We start from the raw sequence: 17,870 nt of genomic DNA, 5'->3' as shown, positions 1-17,870 counted from the left end.
GACCGCGCGTGCGCGCCGCATCCGGTGGTCACCGCCCTCCGCTTTCTTGATGGTCCGCCGGCGATCTCAGGTTCAACGCCGGCGGCGCGCGGTGGTGCCATGCGGTGCCGACACATGACGTCCGCGGTGAATGGACTGAGCCGGAGGCCGGCGCTGCTGCGCTGGACCGTCGGCGGCGGCCGGGTGCCGCGCCCGCAGGGTTCACGGGCCGCTGCTCACTGTCCGGCGGTGCGCAGGCGTTCGCGGGTTCGGGGCGTGAGCGACGGCCGGGCCGCCGGGCGGTCTTCAACATGTCATGGCCATCGCCGGACCCCGTCCTCGCCCGGGGGACGCAACCTGGCCGCTCGCGGGATTACGGCAGCCGGGGTGGGGCGATGGAGGCGCGGGAGCGCAGGGGCATGTCGACGAGGTGGGTGCCGGGCTCGCGGTCCGGGTCCAGCAGGAGCTCGACGGCGCGGCGGCCGAGCTCGAAGTGGGGGAGGGCGACCGACGTCAGCTGCGGCCGCAGCCACGACGCCAGGTCCGAGTCGTCGAAGGAGACCACCGACAGGTCCTCCGGGATGCGCAGCCCGGCGGAGGCGGCGGCCTGGTAGGCGCCCATGGCGAGCCGGTCGTTGAGGCAGATCAGCGCCGTCACGCGCGGGCCGCCGGCGAGGAAGGCGCGGACGGCGTCGTACGCGGGCTCCGGCCACCATGAGCACTCGACCGTCCCCGCCACGCGCAGGCCGGCGGCGGCCAGTGTCTCGTCGATGCCGGTGCGGCGGTTGCGGGCGGCGTACACGTGAAGGGCGGACTCGCCGACGATGTGGATGCCGCCCGTGTGACCGGCGGCCAGGAGCGCCGACGCGGCCGAGCGGCCCGCGGCGAGCTCGTCGGGGACGACACTGACGGCGCGACGGCCGCCGGTGACGCAGTTGACGAGGACGACGGGATGGCCGCGCAGGGCCGACGGGACGCGGATCTCGCGGGTGTACATCGCGGCGTAGAGGAATCCGTCGACACCACGGTCGAGCATGTCCTGGATGAGCCGCTGCTCGGTGGCGGGGTCGCCCTCGGTCTCGCCGATGAAGAGCAGGTGCTGGCGGGTCAGCGCGGTGGCGGTGCTGCCCCGGATGATCTCGCCGGCGAACGCGTCGGTGGCGATCGTGTCCGACACGAGGCCGATGGTCTGCGTGACGCGGGTGCGCAGGCTGCGGGCGGTCAGGTTGGGCCGGTAGTCCAGCTCGCGGGCGGCGCGCAGCACGCGCTGCTCGGCGTCGGCGGAGATGCGCATGTCGCGGCGGCCGGTGAGCACGAACGAGGCGGTCGTGCGCGAGACGCCGGCGCGCCGCGCGACGTCCAGCAGCGTCACCCGACCGGCCGTCATCCGCCCCCGCCCAACGACGAACCCCTCCAGCACAGCGATGCCCGGGACCAGTTTGCCGTAAAGGAGCGCACGGTTCGACGAGTGTCACCGTCCGGAGGGACGTCGACGCTGCTGAATGCGTCCGCTCAGATGGCTTTGCTGCCGTTGCCCTTCAACGTGCGGCTGATCTTCTTCGGCAGCAGCACGAAGCAGTGCGCGCTGTGGTTGCCGGCGCCCCACTCCTGCGCGTTCACGGCGACCAGCGGGTACCAGTAGCGCGCCTTGGCGCTCGCGAGCGGGTTGATGGCGCCGCCGGTGTAGCTGCGGATCTGGTCGACGCACGCCGTGTCGAACGCCGCCTTCGATGCGTCCCGGCTGGCCGGGTACGTGCCGGACTTCGACGTGATGAGCCCCATGAACTCCGCGTCGTGGGGCGCGGTGCAGGCCACCGGCGTCAGGTCGCTCCAGCTGTCGATGCCGCCGACGAGGGCCATGCACCCGTACAGCCGCTCGCTGCCGGCCCGCAGGCTGCCCTGCAACGACGCGGTGCCCTCCTCGAAGTAGCCGTCGTGGCTCTTCAGCGCCGCCACGTCGCACCGGAAGAACCTCGCGCCGCCCCGCCACTGGGTGGTGGTCGGCGGGTACACGAGCAGCCGCGCCCTGCCGAGCTTCCAGGACCCGCCGAGGAACTTCGTGACCTCTGCCTCGCACGCGGCGTAGGTGTCGGCGATCTTGTCCAGCGTCGGCGGCGTCTCGGCGTCGGCCGTGGCCCCGGTGAAGTGCCCGACGTGCACGGTCTCGCCCATGTGCGAGCCGCTGCACGGCGCCGCGACCGTGGCGATCGGCACCGTCACGATGTCGTCGACGGTCGGGGTCGAGGTGCTCCAGCAGTCACCGGCCTTCGGCTCCGGCACCTTCGCCTCGGGGATCATGGCCCACCCGTTGACGAGGTCCTTGTCGACCCCCGAGGGCACGCTCTTTGTGCACCCTGTCACCGCCGCCAGCAGTACCACCGCGACAGCTACCATCCATGATCGCACCACGTCAATGCCTCCCCCGCGAACGCGCGCGGTGTGCAGTGTGTCAGCAGCCGATCAATCCCACAAGCGAGAAGAATTCGTGCCGCAAGGGAGGGAACCCGGCGGCAGCCGCGGACAGGTATCAGGTGTGACAGCTGAAATGCGGGTCCGGATCCGGGCCGGGGACGCCGACGCCTTCGGCGCGCTCTTCGACGAGCACGCCGACGCGGTCCACCGGCACGCCGTGTGGAGCACCGGCGACCCGGCGCACGCCGAGGACGTGGTGTCGCTGACGTTCCTGGAGGCGTGGCGGATCCGCGGAACCCTGCACCCCGACGGCGGCAGCCTGCGCCCCTGGCTGCTCGGCATCGCCACCAACGTGCTGCGCAACCGCCGGCGCGCGGCCCGCCGGCACAGCGACGCGCTGCGCCGGCTCCCGCCGCGCGACACCGTCCCGGACTTCGCCGACGAGGTGATCGCCCGGATGCACGACGCCGACCAGCTGGCCGCCGCGGTGGCGGCCCTGCGGGCGCTGAGCCGGGCGGACCGGGAGGTGTTCCTGCTCTGCGTGTGGTCGGAGCTGGACTACGCGTCGGCGGCCGAGGCCCTCGGTGTCCCCGTCGGGACCGTGCGCTCCCGGCTGTCACGGGCCAGGACCCGGCTGCGGGCCCTGACACAGCAGCCGGACTCCGTCGAGCAGGGAGAGCACCGATGAACGACCCGACCGCCCCCGCCGCCCCGCCCGTGCCCGTCCTGCCCGCGGTCCGCCGGCAGGCGCTGCGGCACCACCTGGTGAACGAGCTCCGCCGGCCGGTCCGGCGCTCCCGGCGGACGCTGCTGCTCGTGCCGGCGGGCGTGCTCGCCGTCGCCCTCGCCGCCGGCGTGGTCGCCCACTCGCTGGCGCCGGTCAGCGCGCCGCTGGTCGTCACCGTCGCCCAGGGCGACCACGGCGCCGCGACGCTGCTGCTGCAGCGGATGGCCGCGGCGGCGACCGGCGAGCCGGGCCCCTCGACCGGCGAGCCGGGCCCCTCGACCGGCGGCGGCGAGTACCTCTACGTCAAGAGCCGGGTCGCGTACTCGGAGGTGGGCGACGGCCCGGCCCGCCTCCAGCCGGTGCACGAACGGGAGATCTGGATCCCGCTCTTCCACCGCGGCGACGGCCAGGTCCGCCAGCCGTTCTACGACGTGCCGCTCCTCGGCGCCATCCCGTCGACGCGGAAGCTGCCGGACATGACACCCAACGCGCAGGTCGTCGACCTGCCCGCCGACCCGGACGAGCTGCTGGCGAAGCTCTACCAGCGGCACACCGGACAGGGCAACGACCCGGACAGTGCGGTGTTCACCGCGATCGGCGACATCCTGCGCGAGTCCCTCGTCCCCCCACAGATCAGGGCCGCCCTGTACCGCGCCGCGGCGAAGATCCCGGACGTCGAGGTGGTCCGCGGCGTCACCGACGCGGCCGGCCGCCCAGGCATCGCGGTCGCCCACACCGACCGGAGCTGGCGCCATGAATGGATCTTCGACGAGCGCACGTTCGACTACCTGGGCGAGCGCAGCTACCTCGTGCAGGACACCGTCGACGGCCCGGCCGGCACGGTCCTGGGCATGTCAGCGGTCACCCAGCGAGCCGTCGTCCCCGACCTCGGCGCCCGCCCGAAGCGCTAGCCCCGGTCCAGGGCCGGCCGCGGCGCTCGGTGCCGTGTTTTCTGAACGGTTTCTGTCGTACCCCTGTGCTTGAGTGTCGGTGTGCCTCGACATCGCGCCGCTCACACTCCAGGGTTGTCTGCCGTCGTGGCTGCGCCTGGACCGCACCGGGCCCCATCCGGTGGAGCCGGCCAGCTCGGCGGCACCGCTGTGAGGGCGGCCGGTTGTGGGCGGGGGTGACTGCTGAGGCCACGCATCACCACGCACGCGCCCGGCCCGGCCCCGGTCTCCGGCCAGGTCGCCGACGGGCCGATCTCGGTGTCGTCCCACCGCCGACGAGGGGCAGCGCGGCGGCCGTTCGGATCGCGTGGCGGCCATTCTGATCGCGTGGCGGCCATTCTGATCGCGTGGCGGTCGTCGGGGCCCGGCGCGGGACCGGACCTGACGGGCATGGGCTGCTCGTCTCCGGCCGCACGGTCCACGCCGAGCATCGCATGCACCTGACCGACCCGAAGCACGGCCGCCACGCGACCGAACTGCACGCCGCCGGGAAGCTGGACTGGTCCCGGGCGGTCATCGACTCCTCCCACATCCGCGCCGCCCGCCGCGGCCCAAAGGCGGACAGAGACCGGTCGACCGCGCCAGAGCGGGCTCGAAGCACCACGTCCTGACCGACGGCGCCGGCATCCCCCTGGCCGCGTCCCTGACCGGCGGCAACCGCAACGACATCACCCAACTGCTGCCACTGATCGACAAGGTCCCGCCCGTCCGCGGCCGACGCGGACGCCCACGCCAACGACCCGACCAGGTGTTCGCCGACCGCGCCTACGACCGCGACAAGTACCGCCGCACCGTCCGCGCCAAAGGCATCCGCCCACGCATCGCCCGCCGCGGCACACCCCACGGCTCCGGCCTCGGCATCTACCGCTGGGTCGTGGAACGCACCATCGCCTGGTACCACGGCATGAGACGACTCCGCATCCGCTGGGCACGCCGCGACGACATCCACGAAGCCTTCTCAGCCTCGCCACCTGCATCATCACGTACCGACACGTTGCCCGACGTTGTTAGGAACTCTCAAAGGGTCAGGCTGCCACGGGACCGGGCGATCCCTCTGCCTGCCTGTCGGCGTTACGCCCCAATGAGCACCGCCGGACCCGCACGACTGTGGAGTCGACCTGAGCCTCCCAGTCGATGCCGCTGTCCGCGGCGGGGAGGGAGTCGTCCCGGTCCTTCAGCATCGCCCAGCGCCGTCGGCGGTCCACCGCCGCAACCGCTGATACGGCGCCATGCCGTTCCGGCAGGTCACGTCCCGGCGACCAGGTCCGCTTCACCCCGGCAGACCGCATGGCGGTGATCCTGCCACCGGGCGTCGCGGACGGGCTGAGCCGGTGACGGTGCCAGCGCAGCCCGCTCGGCGCCTTGCGTGGCACAGGCGGGAACGGGCCGACCCGATGATCCGTGAGGCGGAACCTAGACGCCGGTTGTGGCGGGGAGTTTGCCGGCGTTGACGGCGGCGACGAGGGCCGCGTGGTCGGCTTCGGTCTGGTCGGCGTAGGCGGCGGCGAAGGTGGCGAAGCCCTCGTCGAACTCGTCGCCGTCGGCGGTGTCGGGGGCGCCGCAGTAGCCGGACAGGGTGCGCGGGTCGATCGACTGGGCGTGGGCGCGGGCCAGGACGACGCCGCATACGCGGGCGTAGTCGTCGAGCTGGCCGGCGCGCAGCGTCGTCGGGTCGATCGAGCCCTTCATGTCGCGGAACTGGCGCACCAGATAGGGCACGCCGTCGATGCTCGTCCAGCCGAGCAGCACGTCGCTGACGGTCTGCATCCAGCGCTGGCCGCGCACGACCCGCTCGCCGGCGTGCTGCTCGGGCGCGGGCGGCAGGTAGGGGGCGAGGGCGGACGCGCGGGCCTGCTTCACCTGCAGCACGAGTGCCTCGTCGTGGTTGCCGTGCAGGAGCACCACATAGGAGCGGAGGCCGACGCTGCCGAGCCCGACGATGCGGTGGGCGACGTCGACGACGGCATAGCGCCCGAACAGGGTGCGGATCTCCTCCTCGAGGGTGGCGGCATAGCCCTCCAGGGACTCGATGACGCGGAACGAGTCGGTGGAGTCGAGCGGCACCAGGATCGGCGGGTCGGGGGTGAAGCGCCACGCGTCGTGGTCGAGGCGCTGGGTGAACTTCTGCGCGACACGGCGGCTGGTGTTCTTCTTCGCCTTCTTGCGGACCCGGTCGAAGACGTCGGCGAGGTCGCCGATGCCGAAGTGCTCCAGCGTCGAGTGGTCGGTGGTCAGGTAGTACGCCTCCAGCAGCGACATGTCGGCGAGCTCGGCGAGGGCCGTGCGGTAACCGGTCGCGCAGTCGCGGGCGGCGTCGCGGCACTCGTCCTCCGGCAGGCCCGCCTCCCGGCCGGCGCTGACGATGCTGGCGGTGAGGCGCTTGAGGTCCCAGTCCCAGGGCCCGACGACGGTCTCGTCGAAGTCGTTGACGTCCATCACGAGCCGCCGCTCCGGCGAGGCGAAGAAGCCGAAGTTGGCCGCGTGCGCGTCGCCGCAGATATACCCGTGGAGCCCGGTGTCGGCGCCGCCGGCGAGGTCGGCGGCCATGACGGCGGCGGAGCCGCGCAGGAACGCGAACGGGGAGCTGATCATGCGGCCGACGCGGATCGGCACCAGCTCGGCGACGCGCTCAGCGTTGGAGGCGGCGATCACGGCGACCGGATCGCGGCCGGCCGCCGTGCGGGGCTCGGTCAGCGACTTGGCGGGGGTGCTGGTGCGACGCTGGACGCCCTCGGCACGCAGTGCTTCGGGGGCCGCCCATCCGGTGGAGCCGATCATGCCCTTACGGTAACGGCCCGCAGGTGACACGGCGGTGTCAGATTCATGGCTCCAGCAGGTGCTCCTCCAGCGCCGTGAGGTGCGTCTCCGGCAGGCCCATCTCCAGCAGGTACCCGCGGACGGAGCCGTGCCGGCCGTGCACGTCGCGCAGGAACAGCCGCATCGCCTCGGCGGGCGCGGCCAGGTACCGCTCCGGCATCTTCGCGATCTCCGGGTTGATCCGGCGCAGGTACGCCATGGCGGGGCCGGTCGCGCCGGCGGTGAGCGCGTAGTCCTCGGCGATGTCGTCCTCGGCGACGCCGAGCGCCCCGAGGGTCAGCGCGGACACGACGCCGGTGCGGTCCTTGCCGGCGGTGCAGTGCACGACGACCGGCGCGTTGTCGGCCTCCGCGATCACGGCGACCGCGGCGACCATCGCGGCGGCGCCGGTGTAGGCGATGTCGAGATACCGGTTGGCCAGCCAGCGGGCGTCGCTGGGCTCGTCGTGGTCGGTCGCGTCCTCCCACTCGGCGTGCTCGGGGTGCAGGTGGTGGTAGGCGAGGCCGGGGAACTCGGGCACCCGCCCGTCGCGGGCGATCTCCCGCGGGCGGCGCAGGTCGATGACGGTGCGCACCCCCACCGCGGTGAACGACGCGGCGTCGGCGGGGTCGATCCGGCTGAGCGAGTCCGATCGGAAGAGCCGGCGCCAGCGCACCGTCCGGCCGCCGGTGCCGGTGTAGCCGCCGAGGTCGCGGAAGTTGAACAGGTTGGGGTGGTCGTAGCTGCGCACGCTGCGACCTTATCGGGTGCGCCGGTAGGCTTAGGTTCCGTGGATCCGGCCAGGTCGAAGCGTGCGTCGGTCACCGAGCCGCTCGGCGTGCTGCTGGCCAGCGTGCCGAAGAGCCGCCCGAGCTGGCTGACCGTCGTCAAGACGACCGTCGCGGCGACCACGGCCTGGGTCCTCGCCCGCCAGCTCGGTGACAACGTCGCGGTGCTCTTCGCCCCGATCGTCGCGATCCTGACGCTCCAGGCCAGTGTGTACGGCTCGATCGCCACCGGCGTGCAGCTGCTCTTCGCCAACCTGGTCGGCACGGCCGTCGCGATCGGGTGGGTGAAGTTCCTCGGCCTCAGCTGGTGGTCGCTCGCCCTCGCCGCGTTCGGCGCCCTGGCCCTGGCCCGGCGGGTCACCAACACCCCGCTCGCGCGCAACCAGCTCACCATCGCGGTGCTGGCGGTGATCATGCTGGCGCCGGTCGCCAAGGGGTACGGGCAATGGCGCTTCATCGACGTCGCCATCGGCAGCGTGGTCGGGCTGGTCGTCGCCGTGGTCGTGCCGGAGCGGCCGCGCCTGCGGCAGGCCTGCGAGGCCATCTCCGTCTGGGCGGCGGGGTGCGTGTCGGTGCTGCGGGACATCGCCGACGAGCTCGACCGCCGCGACGGGACCCCGCCGCTGGACGCCCGGGACAGGCACGACTGGATCCCGGCGTCGCGGGGGCTGACCGACCTGAGCACCGCCGCCGCGGCCGAGGTCGCCGCGGTCGAGGAGACGGCCCGGCTCAACGTCGCCGCCGTCCGGCTCGGGGAGCGGGTCGTCGCCCTGCACGAGGAGCAGGTGTTCCTGGTCCGGATCAGCCTGCAGATCAGGTCGGTGTCGCTGGCCGTCGACCGGCTGTACGACCGGCCGGGGCAGCCGCCGGCCCTGGACCGGCAGACCCTCGCCGCGCTGCTGCGGTCGATCGCGGCGCTGCTCGAGGACCTCCTCGCCGGCAAGGAGACCGACGACACGCTGCTGCGGGAGGAGCTGACCGGCGCCGTGGAGCGCACCCACCAAGTGTTCCCGAGCGCGGTCGCGGTCCTCGACTCCGTCAGCCTGCTCGGCCGGCTCGACCAGCTGCGCCAGGACATCGGCGGCGAGGACGCGACCGCCCTCATCGACCCGGACACCCTGCCGCGATCGTGACTCTCAGTCCAGCACCGGGCATGATAGGGCAGGCTTACCTGGGTCTGGCCGCTGAAAGGTGTGGACGGTGCACAACGGGGACGAGTCACTCGCCACCCTGCTCGGTGGGCGGCGAGCGGCGCTCGACAGCGTCGTCCCTGTCGCCGGGTTCGTGGCGGGCTGGCTCGCCGGCGGCCGGTCGATCGCGTTGGGGGCCGGGATCGCGGTGCTCGCCGGCGCGGCCGTGGCCGTCTGGCGGCTGCGGCAGGGGCGCCCGCCCGCGGCGACCGTCGTCAGCCTGCTGCTGGTCTGCCTGGGCGCGATCGTGGCGCTGCGCACCGGCCGGGCCGAGGACTTCTTCCTGGTCCGGCTGCTGACGAACGCGGCGAGCGCCCTGGCGTGGGCCGGCAGCATCCTGGTCCGGTGGCCGTTCCTGGGCCTGATCGTCGGCACCGTCCTGGGGCAGAAGGCCAGGTGGCGGCGCGACCCGGCGCTGCTGCGGGCGTACCAGGCGGCGAGCTGGGTGTGGGTCTGCCAGTACCTGGTGCGGCTGCTGATCTTCGTGCCGCTGTGGTGGACCGGTCACGTGGTGTGGCTGGCCACCGCGCAGGTGGTGCTGACCTGGCCCCTGGTCGCGGCGTGCCTGGCCGTGAGCTGGTGGGTGTTGCGGCGCAGCCTGCCGCCTGGCCATCCCGGCCTGCGCCATCCGCAGGCGGCGCCGACCGGTACCGACGCCGGCGCCACCCACCAGTGACGCCGGTGCCGCGCAGGGCCTCATCAGCCCCTCGGCGCGGCCTCGGTCAGGGCTGCTGTCAGGGCGCCTTGAGGGCGATGACGGCCTCGTCGACGGTGTCGGTGAGGGTGAAGACGCGGTCGAGCGCGGTCAGGTCGAAGATCCGGCGGATGCGGGCATGCGGGCAGACCACCGCGAATCCACCCGATTCGGTTTCCCGCAACCGCTTGTGTACTGACACCAGGACCCGCAATGCTGTGGAGTCGATGAACTCCACCTCCGACAGGTCCAGCACGAGCAGCGTCGCTCCCTCGTCCAGGCAGCGGTGCACCCACGTGTGCAGCGCGGGCGACGTGGCGACGTCGAGCGCCCCGGTCGGGGTGACCACGACACAGCCGTCGACGGTCGCGGTCGCGAAGGCGTCGGTCATGTCCGCTCCCACGGCCCTGTTCGGTGCGGCAGTCGGTCCCTCAACGGTGATCCCCCTCGATGCGCGGATGGTGCTCGTCCCCGAAGGGGCGGCCCGCGCTCGCGACGCGTTACACCCGGTCGGCGACGCCGGTGCGTGACGCCGACCTTGCCGCGCCGTTACGGGCGGCGGCCAGCGGTGACGAGACCGGTTTCGCCGTGCTGTGGCGCGCCCTGCAGCCGGCGGTCCTACGGTACCTGCACGCGGTGTGCGGCGATGCGGCGGAGGACGTGGCGTCGGAGACGTGGCTCCAGGTCGTCAGGGACCTGCCACGCTTCGGGGGGGACCCGACCGCGTTCCGGGTCTGGCTGTTTCGCATCGCCCGGCACCGCGCCATCGACGACGGCCGCCGGGTCTGGCGCCGCCGGGAGGAGAGCCGCGACCACGTCGAGTCCGGCCGCCCCGCCCCGGACGCGGCCGCCGAGGTCATCGAGCACGCCGGCACCGAGTGGGCGCTGCGGCTCATCGGCGAGCTGCCCCAGGACCAGGCCGAGGCGGTCCTGCTCCGCGTCGTCGCCGGTCTCGACGTCGCCGGCACCGCCGAGGTCCTCGGCAAACGCCCCGGTGCCGTCCGCATCGCCGCCATGCGCGGCCTGCGCCGCCTCGCCGCGCACCCCCAGGTCAGCGCCCGCCGCGTCCCCGCCGGCACCACCGGCGCGGGCGCCGATCTTCCCCACGCCCACCTGGAAGGTGCCTGATGCTGGGCTGGTGGCGCCGGCGGGCGCTGGCGAAGGCGGAGGCGCAGCGACTCCTCGAGCGCATGACCGGCGAATCCGGCGGCCCCTCCGGCCCCGGCGACCGCGGCCGTCGTGAGACCGGCGGCCACAGCGGGACCGGAGGCCACAGCGGCCCCGGACGTCGCGAGACCGGTGACCGCGGCGGCGGCGGCAACGGGCAAGGCGGGAGTCGCGGGCGCGGCGAACCGGGCCGGACCGGCAACGCCGGGGACTCGCCGCTCGAGGGGCTGCTCCGGGCGGCGGCCGGTCCGGCGCGGCCCGGGGAGCTGGCGGGGGAGCAGGCCGCGGTGGACGCGTTCCGGCGGGAGTTCGCCGCCGGCGGCGCCGGTGCGCCGGTGGCGCCGCGGCGGGCCGGGCCGCCCAGGCGGCGGGCCGCGGTGCTCGCGGCGGCGCTGACGGCCGGCGTGCTGGCCGGGGCCGGGATCGCCGCCGGTGCCGGCAGGCTGCCCGCGCCGTTGCAAAGCGCCGCGCACGACTGGATCGACCAGGTCCCCGACCACGACCCCGCGCCCGCGCCCGCGGCACCGACCCGGACCGTGCGGACCGTGCCGCCGACCACACCCGCCGCGCAGCGGTCCAGTGAGCCGGCGGTGACCCCGAGCCCGGCGGCCCCGACCGCCACGGCCGGCAAGGACATGCGGAAGCTCTGCGGCGAGTGGCAGAAGGTCCGCGACGACCCGCACCGCAAGCCGATGGATCCCGCGGACCTGAACGTGCTGACCGCCGCCGCGGGCGGGGCGGACCGGATCGAGGCGTTCTGCGGCCTGTCGCCGGCGCCGACCGGTACCAAGTCGAAAAACAACCGGTCGTCCAAGAACGCGTGACGTGATCGCGTGCCCGGCGTTGAGCACCACGACGACGGACGATCGCGACGGGAGTGGACGCCATGGACGGGACCACGGAACAGCTGAGCATGACCGCCGCCGAACTGTCGTTCCTGCTGGCCAGCGGTGGTCAGCCGGGCGAGGCGCCCCGGCTGCTCGGCCTGACCGACGCCGACCGGGCCGACGCGGTCCTCAGCGCCGGGCTCGGGTCGCTGCTGCTGCGCCACCTGGCCGCGCCCGTCGACGGGCAGAAGCTGGAGATGGCGCCGGCGGTCGCCGCGGTCGCCGCCGGGCTGCACCGGCCGCGCGCGTTCGTGCAGGTCGGCCTGACCGCGGAGGACCACGCCGACGGGGCGCTGCTGTTCGAGGCGGAGATGACCCGGTTCCTGGTCGCCGCCCGCGCGTACCGCTGCTACGACATCACCCCGATCGGCGCCGATGTCGACGTGCGCGAGCCGCTGCTGGGGATCGCGGACCGGTTCCTGCACCGGCACCGGCCCGCCGTCGCCACGTTCAACACCTCGACCGTGCAGGACGTCGCCCGCGGCAACGCCCCGGCCCGGGCGACCCTCGCGTCGGCGACCGACGGCACGTGGCGCTTCGTCGGCAGCGACGGCACCGACGAGGCCGCCACCGTGGTGGACAGCTTCGACGAGGCCGCCGCCCTCATGCGCGACGAGCTGGCCAAGATGCTGCCGGTGTTCCAGCCCCAGCCCCAGCCCCAGACCTGACGGCCGGCGTCGGTCCCCGCCGTACTCAGTCCCGGCCGTACTTCAGTCCTAGCCGTACTTCAGTCCCAGCCGTACTTCAGTCCCAGCCGTACGAGGAACGCAGCCGCTCGGCGACCAGGTCGAAGCGCTCCCGGTCGAGGATGGCGCCCTCACGACGGATGCCGTGCTCCTCGACGGTCAGGACCCGGTCGAGGCGGACCCAGCTGGGCCGCTGGTCGCGGTCCCACGAGCCGGGCCCGAGGGCGAGCCAGTTGCGCTGGCCGTCGCGCTCGCTCTGGCTGGACAGCATCAGCCCGACGAGCTCCGTGCCCTTGCGCCCGACGACGAGGACCGGCCGGTCCTTGCCCTGGTTGGGGTCGTCCTCGTACTCCACCCACGTCCACACGACCTCGCCGGGGTCGGCGGCGCCGTCGAGCTGCGGGGCGTACTGCAGCAGCTTGTCGCTGACGTGCTTCGGCGGCGGTCCCGGCTTGTGCAGCGTCGCCCTGCCGGCCGGCGCCGAGCGGGGTGGCGTGGGCACCGGCTGCGTGGGCGCGGGGGCGGCCGGCCGGCCGCCGAGCCGGGTAGCCAGGTTGCGAAGAAGTCGTTTCACGCGGACGACCATAGTCCCGATCGTCTGGACGGCGCTTGCCAGCGCACTGGACACTGTCGTTCATGTACGACTTCGATGTCCTCGTGCTCGGTTCCGGCCCCGGCGGGCAGAAGGCGGCCATCGCGGCCGCGAAGCTCGACCGGCGGGTCGCCGTCGTCGAGCGGCGCCACATGATCGGTGGTGTCTGCATCAACACAGGCACCATCCCGAGCAAGACCCTGCGCGAGGCGGTGCTCTACCTGACCGGCCTGAGCCAGCGGGAGATGTACGGGCAGAGCTACCGCGTCAAGGACGACATCACCGTCGGCGACCTGGGCGCGCGCACGCAGCACGTGATCGGCCGGGAGATCGAGGTCATCCGCAGCCAGCTGGCCCGCAACCGGGTGAAGCTGCTGCAGGGCACCGGCGTCTTCGTCGACCCGCACACGCTGTCGATCTCCGACGAGCACGGGCACTCGTCGCTGGTGTCCGCCGAGAAGATCATTCTCGCCGCGGGCACCCGGCCGGCCCGGCCCGACAGTGTCGAGTTCGACGACACGACGATCATCGACTCCGACGGCATCCTCAACATCGACAAGATCCCCGCGTCGATGGTCGTCGTCGGCGCCGGGGTCATCGGCATCGAGTACGCGTCCATGTTCGCCGCCCTCGGCACCAAGGTCACCGTGGTCGAGCGGCGCGACCGCATGCTCGACTTCTGCGACCTGGAGATCGTCGAGGCTCTCAAGTACCACCTGCGGGACCTGTCGGTGTCGTTCCGCTTCCGCGAGTCCGTCGCCGCCGTCGAGCGGCACGGCCGCACCGCCGTCGCGGTCCTCGCCAGCGGCAAGCGGATCGCCGCCGACGCCGTCATGTACTCCGCGGGCCGGCAGGGCGCCGCCGACCAGATCGGCCTGGAGAAGGCGGGCCTGGAGGCCGACAAGCGCGGCCGGATCACCGTCGATGAGCACTTCCGCACCGAGGTGCCGCACATCTACGCCGTCGGCGACATCATCGGCTTCCCGGCCCTCGCCTCGACCTCGATGGAGCAGGGCCGCCTCGCCGCCCACCACGCGTGCGACGAGCCGGTGCGCGGCATGCAGCTGCTCCAGCCGATCGGCATCTACACGATTCCCGAGATCAGTTTCGTCGGGCGTACCGAGGACGACCTCACGGACAACAACATCCCGTTCGAGGTCGGCATCTCCCGCTACCGTGAGCTCGCCCGCGGGCAGATCATCGGCGACTCGTACGGCATGCTGAAGATCATCGTCTCGCCGGAGGACCGCAGCATCCTCGGCGTGCACGTCTTCGGCACCGGGGCCACCGAGCTCGTCCACATCGGCCAGACCGTCATGGGCTGCGGCGGCACCGTCGACTACCTCGTCGACGCCGTCTTCAACTACCCGACGCTCGCCGAGTCGTACAAGGTGGCCGCCCTCGACGCGATGAACAAGATGCGCTCGGTGTCGCGCCTGACGGCGTGACGATGTGACGGGCACCACACCGCAGAACTCCAACCTCGGGCACGGCCGATGAAGTTACAGGAGGCGGACGACGACACGGGGGAAGGCGCGGATGCTGCGACACGTGAGACTGGTGCTGGTGGCGGCGCTCCTGGCTGCCTCCGCCGCTTGTACGGGTGACAAGCCGGCCGAGGATCCGTTCGCCGCGTTCGTCGCCGGGTGGCAGCGGGCCGACCTCACGGGCGTCGAGCTGCGCACGCCGGCCGGGCAGCCCCTGGCCGCCGACGCCGCCAAGCAGCTGCTGGCGGGCACCGAGGGCGACCTCGCGGCCCGCCGGCCCGCGCTGACGAGGAGCGGCGCGGCGACCGTGCGCAAGGACGACGCCAGCACCAGGCTCGGCGTCGACTGGACGCTGCCCGACGGCCGGCACTGGGCATACGAGACGACCGTCGACGCCCGCAGGATCGACGGCCGGTGGGCGGTCTACCTCGGCCCGGCCGTCGTGCATCCCGACCTGCCCGACGGCCGGCGGCTGACGCTGCGCTCCACCCCGGCGAACCGCGGGGTCGTCCTCGCCGCCGACGGCACGCCGATCGTGTCGGAGATCCCCGTCGTGCACATCGGGGTCGAGCCGCGGCTGGTCCGCGACGTCAACGCCCTCGTCCAGCGGCTCGACCTGGTGTTCCGGTCCGTGCGGGTCGACGTCGACACCTCGGCGCTGCCGGGGCGGCTCGCGGCCGCGAAGCCCGACGCGTTCGTCGACCTCGTCACGCTGCGCCAGACCGACTACGCCGAGATCGAGCGGGACCTCGCCGCCACCGACGGGATCGCCACCCGGGCCGGCACCCTGTCCCTGCCGCTGACCCGCACGTTCGGGCGGGCGCTGCTGGGCACGTCCGGCCCGGCGACGAAGGAGCTGATCGACGCCGGCGGCGGCGTGCTGAAGGCCGGCGACATCACCGGGCTCACGGGGCTGCAGCGCCGCTACGACACCGCCCTGCGCGGCACGCCCCGGGTCGAGATCGTGGCGGCCGACCCGCAAGGGGCGAAGCCGGCCGACAAGGTCCTGTACACCGCGTCCGCCGTCGACGGGGCCCGGGTGCGCACGACGATCGAGGTGAAGACGCAGCAGGCGGCGGAGGCCGCCCTGGCGGCGACCACGAAGCGTTCGGCGCTGGTCGCGGTCCGGGTCGCCGACGGCGCGGTGCTCGCCGCCGCCAACGGCCCCGACGCCGCCGGCTACAACCTCGCCTTCCAGGCCGAGCTGCCCAGCCCACCGCTCGGCGTCGACGGCGCCGCGGCCGGTTTCGGCGCTTTATGGAAGCTCGGCGCCGACATGTACACCGGCAAGGCCACCGCGGCCGGCGTCGTCGGCTCGCCCCTCGTCTACGCGGGCGCCGCCGCGGCGGCCTCCCGGGGCCAGTGGCGCCAGCCGGTCCTGCTCACCGAGCCTTCCCCCGGCCCACCCGCCGCCGACGGCCCACCGGTCACCGGCACGCTGACCGTCCCGACCATGTCCGTCGGCGTCCGCGGCGGCGTCGCGTACTGCGTCTACGTCGAAGGCGCCGGCCAGGACGTCACCGGCCCGATCGCCGAGGCCTTCCTGAAGACCCTGAGCGCCTGAGGGGCGCGCCGCACGCGGGTTCGGTCGACGCGGCCCAGGCACCACCCGGCCCGCCGCTTCGCCGGGCGCGTCGCACCGCGGGCGCTGCTGACGGACGCGGGTGCAGCTGTGCCCGCCGTACGCGGGTTGACGTGGCCGGACCGGTCGCGCGGGTGCCCACGGCCGGCGTCGCCGTGCTGTCGTTTCCAGTCAGCGGCGCGGCCGGGTGGTCGGGCTGCGGTCGCTGCTGGCGGGCGGGGTGTCGTTGTGTCCGCTGTACGTGCGTCGACGCGGCCGGACTGATCGCGTGGGCGCCGGCGGCCGGCGCTGCCGTGCTGTCGTTCCCGGTCGGCGGCTACGCCCTGGTCTGCGGGGCTAGCATCGCCGTCTGCCGATCGCGGCGGCGTCGCGTACTGCGTCTACGTCGAAGGCGCCGGCCAGGACGTCACCGGCCCGATCGCCGAGGTCTCCCTGAAGACCCTGAGCGCCTGAGGGGCGCGCCGGACGCGGGTTCGGTCGACGCGGCCCAGGCACCACCCGGGTTCGGCGGGCGGGTCGGGCTACCGGGCGCTGCTGGCGGACGGGGGTGCCGTTGTGTCCGCTATACGGCGTCGACGGTGGCTGGACTGTTCTCGCGGGTGCCCACGGCCGGCGTCGCTGTGTGTCGTTCCCGGTCGGCGGCTTCGCCCTGGTCGGCGGGGCGGGCGTCGCTGTCTGCCGGTGCGCGGTGGCGCCGCGTGCTGCATCTCGTCCAAGGCGCCGGCCTGATCGCCGAGGCATTCTTGAAGGCTCTGAACGCCTGAGGGCGCGCCGCACGCGGTTCGGTTGACGAGGCACGGGCCCGACCCGCCCCACCGGTTGGCCGGGCGGGTCGGGCCGCGGGCTCTCCCGACGGACACGGTGCCGTTGTGCTCGCTGCACGTGCGTCGCCGCAGCCGGACCGGTCACGCGGGGTGTCCACGGCTGGCCTGGTCGTGCGGGGTGTCCGCGGCGGGCGTCCCCGTGCTGTCGTTTCCGGTCGGCGGCCAAGCCCTGGTCGGCCGGGCGGGCCGGGCTGCGGTCCCTACTGGCGGACGCGGTGCCGTTGTGTCCGCTGGACGTGCGTCGACGCGGCCGGACTGGTCGCGCGGGTGCCATCGGCCGGCCGGTCGGGCGTGGGTGCTGGCGGTCGGCGTCGCCGTGCTGCCGGTCGGCGACTTGGCGCTGGTAGGCCGGGCCGGGTCGGGCTGTGGGCGCTGCTGGCGGACGCGGTGCCGTTGTGTCCGCTGTACGTGCTCGACGCGGCCGGACTGGTCGCGCGGGTGCCATCGGCCGGCTGGTCGCGTGTGGGTGTTGGCGGTCGGCGTCGCCGTGCTGCCGGTCGGCGACTTGGCGCTGGTCGGCCGGGGTGGGTCGGGCTGTGGTTCCTGCTGGCGGACGCGGTGCCGTTGTGTCCGCTGGACGCGGGTCGACGCGGCCGGGCCGGTCGCGCGGGTGCCTGTGGCCGGCGCTGCCGTGCTGTCGTTCCCGGTGGGCGACTATGCCCTGGTCGGCCGGGCTGGCTTCGCCGTCTGCCGGTGCGCGGCTGCCGTCGCAACGCGCCTACCGTCCATGGATGCCGCTGCCTCGCCCGAGTGTGATCGGCGGCGGGCATGGGCCACAGCCAGGTCGCCGGCGTCCCTGGCGACGGAGCTGCCGGCGACGGAGCTGCTCGGGGCGTGGCTGGTCGGGGGAGTGCCGCGCGTCCCGCCCTGACTGCCTGCTTGCCGTTGTGTCGCTCGTTGCCGCCCGCGCCGCCCCCGCGCCGCCCGCGCCGCCCCCGCGCCGCCCGCGCCGCCCCCGCCGCCCCCGCGCCGCCCGCGCCGCCCCCGCGCCGCCCGCGCCGCCCGCGCCGCCCGCGCCGCCCGCGCCGCCCCCGCGCCGCCCGCGCCGCCCCCGCGCCGCCCCCGCGCCGCCCGCGCCGCCCCCGCGCCGCCCGCGCCGCCCGCGCCGC

Annotated in this window: 16 protein-coding genes and 1 pseudogene; 11 read left to right on the top strand and 6 right to left on the bottom strand. The window is 74.1% G+C overall.

The features are described from left to right. Positions 1–352: 352 nt before the first annotated feature. Positions 353–1,366: a LacI family DNA-binding transcriptional regulator gene (locus AB0I21_RS41725; RefSeq protein WP_360569212.1), complete on the bottom strand. Its 1,014-nt coding sequence runs from the start codon at positions 1,364–1,366 to the stop codon at positions 353–355. 125 nt (positions 1,367–1,491) lie between these two features. Beyond that, positions 1,492–2,319 (bottom strand): septum formation family protein, encoded by an 828-nt coding sequence (locus AB0I21_RS41720; protein WP_360569211.1) that lies wholly within the window; start codon positions 2,317–2,319, stop codon positions 1,492–1,494. Between the two features lie 193 nt (positions 2,320–2,512). Between AB0I21_RS41720 and AB0I21_RS41715 the strand changes: the two genes are divergently transcribed. The 3 genes and pseudogenes from AB0I21_RS41715 to AB0I21_RS41705 form a co-directional block, all read left to right on the top strand. Then, positions 2,513–3,079, top strand: a complete 567-nt coding sequence (locus AB0I21_RS41715; protein ID WP_360569210.1) for a sigma-70 family RNA polymerase sigma factor — start codon at positions 2,513–2,515, stop codon at positions 3,077–3,079. Next, complete coding sequence (locus AB0I21_RS41710; protein WP_360569209.1) at positions 3,076–4,029, top strand: CU044_5270 family protein; 954 nt, start codon at positions 3,076–3,078, stop codon at positions 4,027–4,029. Before AB0I21_RS41715 ends, AB0I21_RS41710 begins: the two co-directional genes overlap by 4 nt. Positions 4,030–4,541: 512 nt before the next feature. Continuing rightward, a pseudogene (locus tag AB0I21_RS41705) lies at positions 4,542–5,076 on the top strand (IS5 family transposase); the annotation flags it as partial. A 405-nt stretch (positions 5,077–5,481) separates the two neighbouring features. Here the strand turns inward: AB0I21_RS41705 and AB0I21_RS41700 are convergent. Together AB0I21_RS41700 and AB0I21_RS41695 are read right to left on the bottom strand one after the other, a co-directional pair. Then, positions 5,482–6,846: a DUF2252 domain-containing protein gene (locus AB0I21_RS41700; RefSeq protein WP_360569208.1), complete on the bottom strand. Its 1,365-nt coding sequence runs from the start codon at positions 6,844–6,846 to the stop codon at positions 5,482–5,484. Positions 6,847–6,889: 43 nt separating this feature from the next. Then, complete coding sequence (locus tag AB0I21_RS41695; protein WP_360569207.1) at positions 6,890–7,615, bottom strand: tyrosine-protein phosphatase; 726 nt, start codon at positions 7,613–7,615, stop codon at positions 6,890–6,892. A gap of 39 nt (positions 7,616–7,654) precedes the next feature. Between AB0I21_RS41695 and AB0I21_RS41690 the strand changes: the two genes are divergently transcribed. Together AB0I21_RS41690 and AB0I21_RS41685 are read left to right on the top strand one after the other, a co-directional pair. Then, complete coding sequence (locus AB0I21_RS41690) at positions 7,655–8,785, top strand: aromatic acid exporter family protein (RefSeq protein WP_360569206.1); 1,131 nt, start codon at positions 7,655–7,657, stop codon at positions 8,783–8,785. A gap of 67 nt (positions 8,786–8,852) precedes the next feature. Next, the gene (locus tag AB0I21_RS41685; protein WP_344502323.1) at positions 8,853–9,518 is read left to right on the top strand and encodes a DUF3159 domain-containing protein; all 666 of its coding nucleotides are present in this window, start codon (positions 8,853–8,855) and stop codon (positions 9,516–9,518) included. A 58-nt stretch (positions 9,519–9,576) separates the two neighbouring features. Here AB0I21_RS41685 and AB0I21_RS41680 read toward each other — a convergent pair whose 3' ends face one another. Then, on the bottom strand, positions 9,577–9,927 hold the full coding sequence (locus tag AB0I21_RS41680) for an STAS domain-containing protein (RefSeq protein WP_360569205.1): 351 nt from the start codon (positions 9,925–9,927) through the stop codon (positions 9,577–9,579). Positions 9,928–10,058: 131 nt separating this feature from the next. On the opposite strand from AB0I21_RS41680, the gene AB0I21_RS41675 reads away from it, so the two are divergent. The 3 genes from AB0I21_RS41675 to AB0I21_RS41665 all read left to right on the top strand — a co-directional run bounded on the left by AB0I21_RS41675 (position 10,059) and on the right by AB0I21_RS41665 (position 12,258). Then, a complete protein-coding gene (locus tag AB0I21_RS41675) occupies positions 10,059–10,664 on the top strand; it encodes an RNA polymerase sigma factor (RefSeq protein WP_360569204.1) in 606 nt (201 codons plus the stop codon). After that, entirely contained in the window at positions 10,664–11,527 is an 864-nt protein-coding gene (locus AB0I21_RS41670; protein WP_360569203.1) for a hypothetical protein, read from the top strand. Before AB0I21_RS41675 ends, AB0I21_RS41670 begins: the two co-directional genes overlap by 1 nt. A gap of 62 nt (positions 11,528–11,589) precedes the next feature. Next, positions 11,590–12,258 carry a hypothetical protein gene (locus AB0I21_RS41665; RefSeq protein WP_360569202.1) on the top strand — a complete coding sequence of 223 codons (669 nt, stop codon included), beginning with the start codon at positions 11,590–11,592 and terminating at the stop codon, positions 12,256–12,258. 76 nt (positions 12,259–12,334) lie between these two features. On the opposite strand, the gene AB0I21_RS41660 is transcribed toward AB0I21_RS41665, so the two are convergent. After that, positions 12,335–12,850 carry a type II toxin-antitoxin system PemK/MazF family toxin gene (locus AB0I21_RS41660; RefSeq protein WP_360569201.1) on the bottom strand — a complete coding sequence of 172 codons (516 nt, stop codon included), beginning with the start codon at positions 12,848–12,850 and terminating at the stop codon, positions 12,335–12,337. A 62-nt stretch (positions 12,851–12,912) separates the two neighbouring features. On the opposite strand from AB0I21_RS41660, the gene sthA reads away from it, so the two are divergent. From sthA to AB0I21_RS41645, 3 genes are all read left to right on the top strand, one after another. After that, the gene (gene sthA, locus AB0I21_RS41655; protein WP_360569200.1) at positions 12,913–14,316 is read left to right on the top strand and encodes a Si-specific NAD(P)(+) transhydrogenase; all 1,404 of its coding nucleotides are present in this window, start codon (positions 12,913–12,915) and stop codon (positions 14,314–14,316) included. Positions 14,317–14,419: 103 nt separating this feature from the next. Next, positions 14,420–15,919 carry a hypothetical protein gene (locus AB0I21_RS41650; protein WP_360569199.1) on the top strand — a complete coding sequence of 500 codons (1,500 nt, stop codon included), beginning with the start codon at positions 14,420–14,422 and terminating at the stop codon, positions 15,917–15,919. Positions 15,920–17,648: 1,729 nt separating this feature from the next. Beyond that, positions 17,649–17,870 (top strand): hypothetical protein (locus AB0I21_RS41645; RefSeq protein ID WP_360569198.1); only part of this gene is annotated, 222 nt, incomplete at its 3' end.

This window comes from Dactylosporangium sp. NPDC050588 (genome assembly GCF_040654975.1).
Taxonomy (GTDB): domain Bacteria; phylum Actinomycetota; class Actinomycetes; order Mycobacteriales; family Micromonosporaceae; genus Dactylosporangium; species Dactylosporangium maewongense.
Note: the sequence above shows the minus strand (reverse complement) of the source record. Positions and strands in the feature narration are given on the sequence as shown.